The 13,993-nt window shown below is 48.6% G+C and carries 9 protein-coding genes and 1 pseudogene; all 10 read left to right on the forward strand.

All coding sequences use genetic code 11. The annotated features are described in order from the left end of the window. The first annotated feature begins 3 nt into the window (after positions 1–3). The 10 genes and pseudogenes from ACO6UX_RS20330 (at position 4) to ACO6UX_RS20375 (ending at position 13,960) form a co-directional block, all read left to right on the forward strand. A complete protein-coding gene (locus tag ACO6UX_RS20330) occupies positions 4–1,245 on the forward strand; it encodes a tetratricopeptide repeat protein (RefSeq protein WP_422450150.1) in 1,242 nt (413 codons plus the stop codon). 83 nt (positions 1,246–1,328) lie between these two features. Continuing rightward, positions 1,329–3,146 carry a M3 family oligoendopeptidase gene (locus ACO6UX_RS20335; protein WP_422450151.1) on the forward strand — a complete coding sequence of 606 codons (1,818 nt, stop codon included), beginning with the start codon at positions 1,329–1,331 and terminating at the stop codon, positions 3,144–3,146. 409 nt (positions 3,147–3,555) lie between these two features. Beyond that, positions 3,556–5,298 (forward strand): ABC transporter transmembrane domain-containing protein, encoded by a 1,743-nt coding sequence (locus ACO6UX_RS20340; RefSeq protein WP_422450152.1) that lies wholly within the window; start codon positions 3,556–3,558, stop codon positions 5,296–5,298. A gap of 67 nt (positions 5,299–5,365) precedes the next feature. Then, on the forward strand, positions 5,366–7,153 hold the full coding sequence (locus tag ACO6UX_RS20345) for an ABC transporter ATP-binding protein (RefSeq protein ID WP_422450153.1): 1,788 nt from the start codon (positions 5,366–5,368) through the stop codon (positions 7,151–7,153). 121 nt (positions 7,154–7,274) lie between these two features. Further along, the gene (locus ACO6UX_RS20350) at positions 7,275–7,646 is read left to right on the forward strand and encodes a hypothetical protein (protein ID WP_422450154.1); all 372 of its coding nucleotides are present in this window, start codon (positions 7,275–7,277) and stop codon (positions 7,644–7,646) included. A 9-nt stretch (positions 7,647–7,655) separates the two neighbouring features. Beyond that, positions 7,656–8,275 (forward strand): annotated as a pseudogene (locus ACO6UX_RS20355) (hypothetical protein). A gap of 61 nt (positions 8,276–8,336) precedes the next feature. After that, the gene (locus ACO6UX_RS20360; protein ID WP_422450155.1) at positions 8,337–8,837 is read left to right on the forward strand and encodes a GNAT family N-acetyltransferase; all 501 of its coding nucleotides are present in this window, start codon (positions 8,337–8,339) and stop codon (positions 8,835–8,837) included. A 190-nt stretch (positions 8,838–9,027) separates the two neighbouring features. Beyond that, positions 9,028–9,726 carry a Type 1 glutamine amidotransferase-like domain-containing protein gene (locus tag ACO6UX_RS20365; RefSeq protein WP_422450156.1) on the forward strand — a complete coding sequence of 233 codons (699 nt, stop codon included), beginning with the start codon at positions 9,028–9,030 and terminating at the stop codon, positions 9,724–9,726. Between the two features lie 104 nt (positions 9,727–9,830). Then, on the forward strand, positions 9,831–12,905 hold the full coding sequence (locus ACO6UX_RS20370; protein ID WP_422450157.1) for an efflux RND transporter permease subunit: 3,075 nt from the start codon (positions 9,831–9,833) through the stop codon (positions 12,903–12,905). Further along, complete coding sequence (locus ACO6UX_RS20375; protein ID WP_422450158.1) at positions 12,902–13,960, forward strand: efflux RND transporter periplasmic adaptor subunit; 1,059 nt, start codon at positions 12,902–12,904, stop codon at positions 13,958–13,960. The genes ACO6UX_RS20370 and ACO6UX_RS20375 overlap by 4 nt, the downstream gene beginning before the upstream one ends. Positions 13,961–13,993 lie beyond the last annotated feature (33 nt).

Below are 13,993 nucleotides of genomic sequence, written 5' to 3' on the forward strand. Positions count from 1 at the left end.
ACCATGGACAGTATAAGGTTAAGTCTAAAAAAGACGGCTATGGTTTCTGTGCTGCTGGCGGGCATAAGTGCTCCGCTGGCCATGGCCGCTCCCAAAAAAGCGCCAGAGCTGCGGCAGATTACCTATAAGTACATTCTCAAAGCCCAGGAACAAATGGCTGAAGATGATTATGCCTCGGCTCGTCAAAGCCTTGAGCATGTGCTTGGCAAAGTAAAAAACAGCAAATTCGATAAGGCGGCGGTTAACCAGATGCTGGGCGTCGTATTTGCCAACCAGGAGCAATACGACAAAGCCATCGGTTATTTTCGATCAGCCCTGGCTGATGATGCACTGCATTTACCCGCAGCTCAGCAAGTTCGCTATAACCTTGCACAGCTGTTGATGATGAAAGGTCAGTACCGGGAAGGGATAGAGCAGCTGAAAGTCTGGATGGCTAATCTGGATGAGAAAGTTGCGATACCGGCCAGTGCCTGGATTATGCTGGCCAACGGCTATTCCAGAATGCAGGAATGGAAAAATGTGGTAGATCCGGCGAAGAAGGCAATTGCAGCGTCGGAAGCACCTCCGGAGTCCTGGTATACCCTGTTGCTGGCCGCCCATTATGAGTTGAAAGACATTCCCAAAGCCATCGATGTTCTGGAAATACTGGTCACTCTGGCCCCGCAGAAAAAACAGTACTGGCTGCAGCTTTCAGGCATGAATATGTCCATCAAGCGGGATGCAGCGGCACTGGCAGCGCTGCGGGCGGCCTATCGCAATGGCCTGTTTGATAAGGAAAGTGACTACACACAGCTGGCAAACTTCCTGACTTATCAACAAGTGCCTTATCAGGCTGGCGTTGTTTATTCACAGGGAATGGAAGCCGGGCTGGTTGACAGTAATTTCGAAAACCTGAAGAAGCTTGCCAATTTCTGGTCCCATGCCCGGGAGAATAGCAAGGCTATTGATGCTTTTAATCGAGCGCTGGAACTTGAGCAAGATCCTGATCTGCAGGTTAAATTGGCCAGAATGCTGGCTCGTTCCGAGCGTTATCAGGAGTTACTGACGCTGGTTGCCAACCCTTTTGACGGGATTAGCGAGAAGCAGCAGGGAGAGATGCTTTTTCTAACAGGAATGGCCCACTATCAGCTGGGAGATAGTCGAAAATCACTGGGTTATATGGAGAAAGCGGCGTCTATTCAGAGCAGTAGAGGGCAGGCCAACTCCTGGATTGGCTTTTTGCAACAGGACCTGAATAACCAGTAATCGGCAAATAAATTCCTCCCTCCCTTAACTGCCATCGTGGTTAAATCCACGGGGAGGGAGGGATTTTTTATGTGAAGGAAATCATGAATATCAAAATGGATGACTCAATCCCGGTATGGGATAACACTCACATTTATCAGGATTTTAACGATCCGGCTCTCAAACAAGACCTTAAAACTATCACCGAAATATGCGATGCATTGAGCGACAAAGCTTTAGCACTCGATACCGGCAATGAAAATACGGTGGTTAAAATACTGGTTGAGGCTATTAAGCTTGATGAAAAAGCCAGTATTCTGTGTTGGACCGCTTCCACCTTCGCCAGTTCAACCAGCAGTGTCGATGCTAAAAATGAAGATGCATCCAGGCTGGATGCCAGAACCAATACGCTAAGTGCCAGGATTGACCAGGCATTTAAACCCTTTAAACAGTATTTGCTAAAAGCGTCAGATGAAGTATTGCAGCAAGTGTTTGCTGATCGCGCTGCAGCGAGCTATCAGTTTTATTTTCAGCATGAAAGAAAACGTAACGCACATTTGTTGTCTACCGATGAGGAAGTGGCGATCTCCGCCCTGTCAGTGGACGGCCTGCATAGCTGGTGGCGTCTTTATAATGATCTGAGAGGTTCATTGCGATGCCAGGTCGGCGACCAGGAAATGGGCCTTGCCGGTGCATTTAATCTGACATTGCAACATGACCCGGTAAAACGTAAACAGGCATGGGAGGGTATCCAGAACGCCTGGCGTAGCCGTGAGGAAACAGCTGCCGCGATTCTCAATGCGGTCAATGGCTGGCGGAATGAAGAGAATCAACTGCGGTCAAACATTGAGCCAGTTCATTATCTGGATGTGAGTTGTCATCGCCAAAAGATTGAAAGATCAACGTTAAGTGCCTTGATGGATACCACGGAATCCCGGATGAGCATTGGTCATCGTGCCCTGAAGGGAATGGCAAAAGGGCTGGGTATTGGTCAACTGGAGCCACAGGATATTTTAGCGCCATGCCCCAAATTAAATCATGATCTGTCCGGGAGTTATCACGCTTTCTCAGATTCCATTGATCTTATTTCAGATGCCTTCAGCCAATTTGACCCGGAAATGGGTGATTTTGCCAAAATGATGTATCAGAAGGGGTGGATTGATGCCAGACCTTCCAATAACAGGGCCAATGGTGCGTATTGTTCAAAGTTTCCCGGCGCCAGGGAACCTCGAGTATTTATGACCTGGGATGGGGCCATTACCAACGTTATTACTCTGGCCCATGAACTTGGCCATGCCTGGCATAACTGGGTTATGAGAGATTTGTCGTTTGTAGAAACGATCTATCCATCAACCCTGGCCGAGACGGCAAGTATCTTTGCTGAAACGCTTGTGCGTGATGCTTTGGCCAGAGAGGCGAGTAATGATCAGGAAAAACTGGCAACGTCGTGGGAAGATGCAATAAGTGCCGCAGAGTTTCTGATTAATATTCCGGCGAGGTTTGATTTTGAGTCAAAATTGATTGAGTCAAGAATGCAGGGCTATTTGCCAGCCAGTGAATTGTCAGCAATGATGAGTGAGAGTTGGAGTAAATGGTATCAAAACAGTGTGTCAGGCTGTGACTCTATGTTTTGGGCTGCAAAAATGCACTTCTCAATATCGGGAATGAGCTTCTACAACTATCCCTACTTGTTTGGTTATTTGTTCAGCCTCGGTATTTATGCCAAGAAAGACCAATATGGTGATCAATTCAGCGATGTTTATCGGGCCGTAATGATGGACACAGGCCGTATGACCTCAGAGGACTTGATAAAGAAACATTTTGATCAGGATATCCGTCAACCGGAGTTCTGGCATGCGAGCCTCGACATTGTAGAAAAACAGGTGGTCCGTTTTGAGGAATTACTGGACAACATTGCCTGAGACAGGTTGAAAGCAAAATAGGCATCAGGAATAATACTTATTCCTGATGCCTCAACCTTTGCGACAGGGAATCAAATAAACGGTCAAAAGCTGATAACAAAAAAGGTCAAGGAGTATTCCATGATTAATACCGCCCAGAAACTCACTATGACGACGTTTGCCATTGTGTGCATCCATGGACTTGTCGCTGTGGACAGTATGGGTGGTCTGCTAAACCCCCTGCCATAGGATAGCTGCACATCTTATTAACGCTGTTTTCTTTCAATCAAACCAAGTGTTGTTGTCAGCTGTCTTGTCTCGAACAGTATTGCTGTTCCCATCGGTTTTGACTGGTTGGTGAATACATGACCCTGACGTATTCATTTCTTAGCCTGTTATCGGCAGAATTTTAAAAGGCATTGGGGGATACATGTCTATTTTCTGGAACCTGGGATGGTTCTTTAAGCAACACTGGCTGCGTTACAGCTGTTGTGTACTTTTTCTGATTCTGGTGTCTCTGGCAGAGTTATTGCCGCCCTGGATTATTGGTGATCTCGTCGATGAGGTGCAGCAGGGCAGCATTACTTTTGCCAGTGTTTTGCAGTCATCGCTGCTTATTGCCTTTATTGGTCTTGCCATATACGCCCTGCGAAATGGCTGGCGGATTATGCTGTTTGGTGGAGCGATTGAGCTGGGCAGGGTTATGCGTCTGCGTTTATTTCATCACCTTACCCGGATGTCGCCGGAGTTCTATCAACGACACAATACCGGTGACTTGATGGCTCACGGGACCAATGACGTAAGAGCCATTGAAATGACAGCGGCAGAGGGCGTGCTTACTCTGGTGGACTCCATGATTGCCGGTTCTGCGGTGATTATTGCCATGATTCTGGTGTGTGGCTGGGAGATGACCGTGGCAGCGCTGCTGCCTTTTCCGGTCATGGCCTGGCTGATGTTCAGGTATGCGGGCTTACTGCATTCCCGATTCAAGCTGGCCCAGGAGGCGTTTTCCGATCTCAATAACCGGGTTCAGGAAGCGGTTTCCGGAGTGCGGGCGATCAGGGCCCATGATTTGAACCGTTCACAGATGCAGAAGTTCGCAGCTCAATCAGAAACTACCGTCGCTGCCAATATGCAAGTGGCCCGGATTGATGCGATGTTTGATCCGACGATTTCCATTTGTGTGGGTGTTTCTATCCTGGGAAGTCTGGGTTTCGGTGCATGGCGCATTGACAGCGGCCTGATGACGCTCGGTGAACTGACGACATTTACCATATATCTGGGTTTACTGGTCTGGCCAATGTTTGCCTTTGGCTGGCTGTTCAATATTGTGGAAAGGGGGAATGCTTCGCTCAATCGCCTTCAGTCATTGATGGGTGAAAAGCCCGGTGTGTTTGATAGTGAATTCGAGACAGTTAAAAGCCTGGATGGTGATATCCACTTTGACATTAAAAACTTCACCTACCCGGGTGCCGATAAGGCGGCTTTGGGGCGGTTGTCGCTGAAACTGAAGAAAGGGCAGTTTGTCGGTATTTGTGGCAGAACTGGCAGTGGGAAGTCCACCTTGCTGAGGCTGCTGTTACGACAGTACGACGATGCTGCCGTGAGTGTTCAGTTAAATGGTGTTGATCATCAACAGTTTTCGCTGGATCAGCTCAGAAGCCGCTTCGCCCTGGTGGCTCAGGAGCCGTTTTTGTTTTCTGCGACCATTGCACAAAACATTGCTTTTGGAAAACCGTTGGCCAGCCGTGCAGAGATTGAACGGGTTGCCAGGCTGGCCTGTGTCCATGACGACATCGTCCAGTTTAAAGATGGTTATGAAACCATGCTTGGTGAGAAAGGAGTCAACCTGTCCGGTGGCCAGAAGCAAAGGCTGACCATTGCCCGGGCATTACTGCTGGATGCGGATGTTCTGCTGTTTGATGATGCTTTTTGCTCTCTGGACATGCAGACTGAGGCGAGAATTCTCGACAACTTAATAACATCAGGTCAACAGAAAACCATTGTTCTGATTACCCAACGACTGACTAACTTGAACAAGGCGGATCAGATTGTGGTGCTTGATCAAGGCCGGATCAGCGAATCAGGGGCGCACAGGGAGTTGATCGCCGGGAATGGCTGGTACGCCAGAATATTTAAACGTCAGTCTCTGGAAATAAAAACATCAGGGTGACTAAGTAGCTGGCCATATGGTGAGCTACTTAACTCTGTCTTCCGGGCCTTGGGAACTGGGTGGAAACGTGTTGGAAAGGAATAAGAACAATAAGCAGCAGTTTATACGGCTGTTGAATTATGGAAGACCCTACCGGCGGCAGCTGGTGCTCAGTCTGTTGCTTATGTTACTGGGTACCGTTGCCACGCTCTATGCGCCGGTATTAATGAAAACGTTTATTGATGACCATGTGGTTCCCCGTGACTGGGATCAGAATGCCCTGATCCTGTTGGCGGTTGGTTTTATGGCAATGTACCTGATGGCCGCCGTGATGAGCTGGTTTGAAGCCATGCTGTTTCAAAAGGTGGCGCTGTCGGTAGTACACGATATTCGTCGTCAAGTGTTTAATCACCTGTTCCGGTTACCGATGGCTTTTTTTGACCGGGAGCCGGTGGGCAAGCTGGTTTCCAGGGTGACTAACGATACAGAAACCGTTCGGGACCTGTTCGTTCAGGCACTGCCCGATACCATCAAAGGTGTTGTCACCATTATTGGCGTCATCATTGCCATGTTTTTGCTGGATGTTCGGCTGGCACTGTTCTGTCTGGGTATTCTGCCCATTATTGTTGGCTGTATTTATCTTTATCAGAAATACAGCCATCCGGTGTTTCATGCATCCCGCGCTGTGCTCAGTGATATCAATACCCGGATTAATGAATCCATACAGGGGATGTCGGTTATTCAGGTATTGCGTCAGCAGAAGCGGGTCAGTCAGCAGTTTGAAGATACGTGTCAAGAGTATCAGCGGATTCAGAATCGTCTGGTGATCATTAATGGCGTGCTCTTGAGGCCAATGGTCCATTTTGCTGCCATGTTGGCGCTTGCATTAATGGTCGGTGGCTTTACTGGTCAGGCATTGAGCGGGCCGGTAGAGATCGGGTTGCTTTATGCGTTTATAAACTATCTTGATCGTATGTTTGAGCCATTGACCCATATCACCATGCAGATGCAGGTTTGGCAGCAGTCAGTGGTTTCTGCTGAGCGGGTTTTCCAGTTGATGGATGAACCGGTTGAGGATAGACCGGAGCGTAAGAATGGTGTGGTTATTCAGTGTGGTCGTATAGAGTTTCGTGATGTTGAGCTGTCTTATGATGGGGTTAACAAGGCGTTGGATGGTATCAGTTTTATCGTTGAGCCCGGGCAATTTGTCGCACTGGTTGGCCATACCGGCAGTGGGAAAAGTTCCATTGTTAACCTGTTAATGCGGTTTTATGAATACCAGAAAGGTTCAGTGCTGATAGATGACCAGCCCCTGGCTTTATTTTCTGAACAGGCCTTGAGAAACAGTCTTGGCCTGGTGTTTCAGGAGCCTTTTGTTTTTCAGGGCAGTATTGCTGAGAACATCCACCTGGGAAAGGCTGACATCTCTGATCAGGGAGTAAAAGAAGCAGCAAACCGGGTTCAGGCATCTGGCTTTATAGAGCAGCTTCATGATGGCTATGAAGAGAAAATGGGGGAACGTGGGCAGTCACTGTCAAGTGGTGAGAAACAGTTGTTGTCGTTTGCCAGAACGCTGGCCCAGGACCCTGCGATTCTGATCTTGGATGAAGCCACTGCCAATATCGATAGTGAAACCGAGCTGTCGATCAAACAGTCGTTGTTTACCCTGAGGCAGGGCAGAACGACGTTAGCGATAGCCCACAGATTGAACACTATTGAAGACGCAGATCTGATTCTGGTGATGGAGAGAGGCAGAATAGTTCAGCGTGGAACTCATCAGTCACTGCTGAAAGAGCCGGGGTTGTATCGGGATATGTTTAAGGCACAGCAGGATGTTGTAGTGCAGGAGTCTGAAAGGTTGTCGCTGGTCAGTTAAAGTCTATCAGGCCTTTTGCAACCGTATTTTTGCAAACAGACAGATATCGTCGTTTAAAATAAACCGAAATTATACACTGATTGTTTAAACCATATGGATCAGGAAACGAAGAGTTAAGCCTATGAAGTTGCAACTCCTGACAGTTGCTATTGTCGGTACCGCGTTAATAACAGGCTGTGCAGTTAGCTCCCATCATTCTCTTGAGAAGCACGAGAAAGTAGCTCAGGCCCCTGAGGTTTCTGGTATTGAGTATGACAATATGGATTCGTCCGTGCGTCCGCAGGATGATTTCTATCGTTATGTGAATGGTCAATGGCTTGATAAAACAGAGATACCGGAAGACAAATCACGCTATGGTGCCTTTAGCAAACTTTATGATGCACGACAATCTGAAGTGAATGCACTCTATGTGAGTCAATCCGGGTTGGGGCTTCCTGATCGGGACTACTACCTGGAAGAGGGGGAGCGATATAAGGCTATCCGGCAACAATAGCGGGATTACATGACCGAACTTTTGGTCTTGGCGGGTCAACCAGAGCCGGAACAAGTGGCAACGGGGATTATGGCGCTGGAAACAAGGCTGGCTGAAGTTCAGTGGTCTCGCGTGGAGCGACGTGATCCGATAAAAGCCTACAACAAAATGACAGTAGCTGATGCCAATCAATTAATGGGGGATTTTGATTTTTCCCGGTATCTCCGGCAGGCCGGTGTTGATGTTGACCAGGTCATTGTGCGTCAGCCGGGCTACTTTAGAAAACTGTTGTTCATTATCAGCGGTACTGATATCTCGACATGGAAAACTACCTGACATTCCATACGTTAAACAGTTATGCGTCGTCTTTAAGTGAACCCTTTGCCCAGGTACGTTTTGATTTTTACGGCAGAACGTTAAGAGGTATTGAAGAGCCTGCACCACACTGGAAGCGGGGTGTTGACTCAGCGGATGATGTACTTGGCGAACTGTTGGGTAAGGAGTACGTGAAAACGTACTTTCCACCGGAAGCAAAAGCCAGAATGTCAGTGTTGGTTGATAACGTTATTGATGAATTCTATAAAGCCTTTGAGGTGGAAGAAGGTGATGGTATGTACCGTAAACCAGAAGACCGGGTAAAGATCTGGTAATATCAGTCGTGCTTTCGCCTCCTGTCAGGTTTAGGAGGCCATTTAAAAAGGAGTTTGCTCAATGGCTGAAATTATTGTCAGATCCGTAGAAATGAACGATGCGGATCATCTCAGAAAACTCTACGAGGGAGAGCGGGCTTATTCCGGTACAATGCAGCTCCCACGACCATCTCTGCAGCTCTGGGAAAACCGCCTGGAGAAGAGCAATCGGGAAAGTGTCCATCAATACGTGGCAGAAATAGATTCGAAAGTGGTTGGTTATCTGTTTCTGGATAATCCACCCAATCCGCGACGACGCCACGTAGGTTATCTCGGAATGGCCGTTCATGATGACAGCCAGGGGCAGGGGGTTGGCAGTGCCTTGATGGCAGCCATGGTGGATCTGGCAGATAACTGGCTGAACCTGCGAAGAATGGAGTTGACGGTGTTTGTGGATAATGAACCTGCAATTAAGCTCTATAAAAAATTTGGTTTTCAGATAGAAGGCGAGTCACCGGATTATGCTTTTCGAAACGGTGAGTATGTTGGTGTTTACCATATGGGCAGGATTAACAAACGGTAATTGAGCTTGTATGACTTTTTGCCAGAAATCAAAGAGCAGATTAGGGAACCAGTGGCAGGTACGTTATCGGGCACTTTCAGCCTGAGGAGGCTGGAAGTGCCCGATTATAATAAAAAGTTGCCACCAACGGGATTGGTCAAAATCAGATGCTTACCCTGAAATACAAGAATTAATAAAAGACAGTGAATTTATGAGTAGTCAGCAGATTATCGCTCTTGGTGGCGGTGGATTTTCCATGGAGTCTTCACCGGTACTGGATGATTATATCCTTCGGCAAGGTGGAAATAATCCGAGGATTTGTTTTCTAGGCACAGCATCCGGTGACAGTGAGAGTTATATTACTCGTTTTTATCAGCGTTTTGCTCAACGGGAGTGTCAACCTTGTCATCTTGAGCTGTTCCGAAGAGATGGCCGGGATATTGAGGCTTTTCTTTGCTCACAGGATGTGATTTATGTTGGCGGCGGAAACACGGTCAATATGCTGGCTATCTGGCAGCTTCATGGTGTTGATCAGGCGCTGAAAAAAGCATTGAACAGTGGAACCGTGCTGTGTGGGTTAAGTGCCGGTTCAATCTGCTGGTTTGAAGCAGGGGTTACTGATTCCTTTGGCGGTGATTTGCAGCCATACCCATGCCTGGGCTTTTTACCAGGAAGCCATTGTCCACACTATGATGGTGAAAAAAACAGAAGGCCTGCCTATCAGGAATTGATTAAACATGGTCGCCTTTCCCCGGGTATTGCAGCAGATGATGGGGTTGGTCTTCATTACATCAATGGGGAATTGAGTCGAGTAGTGTCTTCAAGGCCGGGTGCTGCAGCATATCGTGTGGAGATGGAGGCGGGGCAGTTAGTTGAGACTCGTCTGGTTAGAGAATTGTTAATCGAATGAAGGAACTGAACGTGTAGCTGGTTGATCTCAATATGGGGAGACAACAGAAAGACTATCACCTTTATATGTAGATTTTTTGAGATAAAAACAAGAACTAAAGTAATATGAACCTGACCCGCTTCTCCATCCACAACCCGGCCGTGATTGCTATTGCGGTTGCGCTCACTTTCCTGTTTGGCCTGTTGAGTATACGTCAGCTGCCCATTCAGTTGTTTCCTGATATTGACCGTCCTCACTTATCGGTAGAGGTGTTCTGGAGGGCAGCGGCACCGGAGGAGATAGAATCAGAAGTCACAGATCCACTGGAACAGGCGCTTAAAGGTCTGCCAGGGTTGAAGATGATGGAAAGTGATTCCGGCAGTGGACGTGTTGAAATTGATATGGAATTTGCCCTGGGCACGGACATGCAGGAAACCTTGCTTGAGGTGATCAATCGCCTGAATCGGGTTTCTGGCCTGCCAGACAATATCCGTGGACCGTTTGTCAATAATAGTGGCTCCAATGACAGCCTGACCTGGTTTTTTCTTCAGCAGTTACCGGGCAATGATCGTTCCATTAAAAGCTATCAGGGGCTGATTGATTCCCGGGTGAAACCGGTGCTGGAAAGTATTCCCGGTGTTGCTGGTGTCGCTGTCCGTGGCGAAGGGGAACAGCAGCTGGATATTGTTTTTGACCCATGGCGTGCCGCAGAGCTTGGGGTCACTATTCCTGAACTGGCAGCTCGTGTAGCCACCGGTTTTGATGTCTCCGGCGGTACCCTGAATATCGGGCGCCGTGAGTATAAACTGCGGCTGGCGGGTAAATATGAGATTGACCAGCTGGGTGACATGGTGGTGTCCTGGCGTGACGGTTTGCCAGTGTACCTTCGTGATCTGGCAGATATTTCAATAAGCCGGGGTAAGGAGCGAACGCTGCGCATTCAGAATGGCAACCCGGCCATTGGCATGCAGATTTTCAAAGAGTCTGGTGCCAATGCCCTGGATGCATTACTGGGCATCAAGTCAGCAGTTAAAAAACTGAATGACGATGTGTTGGAACCTGAAGGGGTGAAGATGGTTCAGTCCTTTGATGCTTCGGTATTTATTCAGCGCGCCCTGGATATGGTCAGTACCAACCTGCTCTTTGGGATTTTGCTGGCCATCGCCGTTCTCTGGTGTTTTTTGCGGCGCTGGCGGGCAACGTTGATTATTGCCATGTCGATCCCTGTGTGCCTGATGATTACGTTGGGTATTCTGTTTTTCACTGGCCGTACCTTAAATGTTATTTCTCTGGCCGGGCTGGCATTTTCTGTTGGCATGGTACTGGATGCCGCCATTGTGATGCTGGAAAGCATCGTACGACAGAGGGAGAACAGTAATATCGAACCAGTTAAAGCGGTGGAAGTGGCGTCGTCCAGGGTATGGGGCGCACTGCTGGCATCAACGCTGACGACGATCGCCATCTTTCTTCCCGTTATGCTTCTGAATGATGTGGAGGGGCAGCTGTTTGCTGACCTTGCCCTGACTATTGCGGTTTCGGTGGCTGTTTCATTGTTGATTGCCATGACGGTGCTGCCCACCGCTGCCGCACGGTGGTTACCACAACAGGAATTTAAAGACCACTACCGCCATATCTGGCAGGGAATAAGTGACTGGATTGTTCGCCTGACCTCAACCAGCCGTCGCCGCTGGCTGATTATTGTTGTTCTGATGGGGCTGCCAATCGTATTAACCCGTGTTGCTATGCCCCGAATGGATTATCTGCCGGAAGTTAAACGGGATGCTGTTGACGTCTGGTTTAATTTTTCTCCGGGAACCAGTGTCTCATCGGTTAAGGAAGAGGTGGTTCCACTCCTGATTGAACGGCTTAAACCGTATATGGAAGGTACTGCTGAGCCAGCATTGAAAAATTATTACTTTATTCTGTGGCCCGGTGGCGCAACCATGGGGATTCGAGCGAAAGACCAGAGCCAGGTGAAAGTGCTGGAAAGGTTGGTCAGACAGGACATTGTCAATGATATTCCCGATGCAACGGCTTTTGCCCGCCAGGGCAACTTGTTTGGCAATTATGGCAGTGGTAATGGCGTCAATCTTGATCTTCAGTCAGATAACCTTCCCGGGCTTTATACCGTAGCAAAGCGGGTGATTGGGCTAATACAGGAGGAGTTGCCCGGTGCTGATGTACGGCCTTTTCCCGGGCTGGATTTTACTGCACCGGAACTAAGGCTTTTGCCGGATGATCGTCGCCTTTCTGAAGTGGGTTGGTACCGGGGCAGTCTGCCAGTGATCATACAGAGTCTGGGAGAAGGCATTCATCTGGGAGAATATTTTGATGGCCAGGAGAGCCTGGACATTATTATGCGCAGCAATGAAATCCGCTCCCCTCAGGTGTTGGAAATGACGCCGTTGATGACCCCTGCCGGGTTTGTTGTTCCTCTTGGTGAGCTGTTGTCGGTCGAGTCCAGACTGGGGCCGGAAAGTATTCGCCGGGTCGATCAGCGACGGACGCTGACCCTGTCAATTTCACCAACCGATGATATGACCCTGGAAGACACACTGGATTTTGTCGAGCAGACCATTGTCCCGAAAGCTTCTCAATTGATTAAAGACGGGATTAAAGACGGTGGCCAGATAAAAATTTCCGGTAATGCTGATAGCCTCAAGCAAGCGATTAACAACTTACTGAATATTTTTATCTTTGCATTGTTGATTTTAATGATCCTGCTTTGGGGGTTATTCAGGTCCTTCAGAGACACGCTGCTGGTCATCCTGACGCTGCCACTGGCCACGGTGGGTGGTTTGCTGGCGATGGTTTTATTGAATGGTATTACCGCTCAGCCCATGGATCTTTTGACCATGGTCGGCTTTATTATTCTCCTGGGGCTGGTGGTGAATAATGCCATTCTACTGGTTCATCAGGCTCGAAGTGGTGAGCGTTCAGGAATGAACAGAAAACAGGCGGTCCGGCAGGCACTGGTTACCCGGATGCGCCCGATATTTATGACCACATTGACCAGTATCTTTGGCATGTTGCCGCTGTTATTAAGTCCTGCAACGGGCAGTGAAATATATCGTGGGTTGGCAGCCGTGATTATTGGCGGCATGACCATCAGTACGGTCTTTACATTAGTGCTGCTTCCGAGTCTGTTACGGGTCGGGGAAAAAGAGGTGGCTGATACCGAAATGGAGTCAAGCGCATGAAACTATTACGTCTCAACGGTATGTTGATCCTGCTGATGCTGGTTGCTCCCGTTAGCTTCAGTTCTACCGCCGTAACCACGGCTGTGGTGGAAACTCATTATTCAGCTCCTGTTCATTGGTTGAACGGCTCTGTGATCAGCCGGGAGAGTGCCAGGATCAGTGCAGAAGTGAGTGGTCGTATTGTCTGGCTGGCGGATTTTGGACAACCACTGCAAGCAGGTGATTTGCTGGCCAGAGTGGATGATGCAGCGCTAACACTGGAAGTGGACAGTCAAGAGCTGAAAATGCTCAGGGCCCGTGAGAAGTTTGAGTATTTGAATAAAGAGCTTGAGCGTCTTCAGGCATTGCATAAGAAGAAAAGTATTTCAAAAAGTGTGTTGGATACAGCGGAACATGACTATCGGATTGCCAAACTGGATTGGCAGCTGGCTACTGTGAATCATAAGAAGGCGCTTGATCAGTTGCAAAGAACAAAGATACGAGCGCCGTTCGCCGGAGTGATTAATGATCGAATGTCGGCTGCTGGTGAATTTGTCTCTATTGGTGACCCCCTTGTTCAACTGATTAATACCGGACAGATTGAGGTGAAGGTTCAGGTGCCCATTGAGTTGTCAGGCTATCTGGATGAGCAAAACTTGCTGGATATCCGCGACGGTGAAAAAACTTACCAGTCACAGTTGATTAACCGGGCGGGGGCGGCAGATTCAAAGTCCAGGTTAATGGAGGTGCGGTTGAGCCCGATTGACGTTAACTGGGCTCCCGGCGTTCCGGTGAAGGTTGCCATACCACTGAAAAAACCGCTGAAAGCATTGAGGGTTCCCAGGGATGCCGTGGTCATGGACGGTGATGGGCATAAGGTTGTTAAGATCATCCGGGAAAGCGAGGTTTATCAAGCGCAGCCTGTAGCTATTGAAGTGCTGTCTGGCAGTGAGCTGTATGTAACGATACGGGGGGATGTGTATCCCGGTGATCGGGTGGTCGTACGAGGTGCCGTTGGTTTAAAGGCTGATGATGTGGTGACGCTGGTTGATGGCGAGTTAAAGAACGCTGGATGATTTCAGGATTTCTACCGTGCAGTGGACTGCTCC

It is taken from the genome of Endozoicomonas sp. ALB091 (genome assembly GCF_049310265.1).
GTDB lineage: Bacteria > Pseudomonadota > Gammaproteobacteria > Pseudomonadales > Endozoicomonadaceae > Endozoicomonas.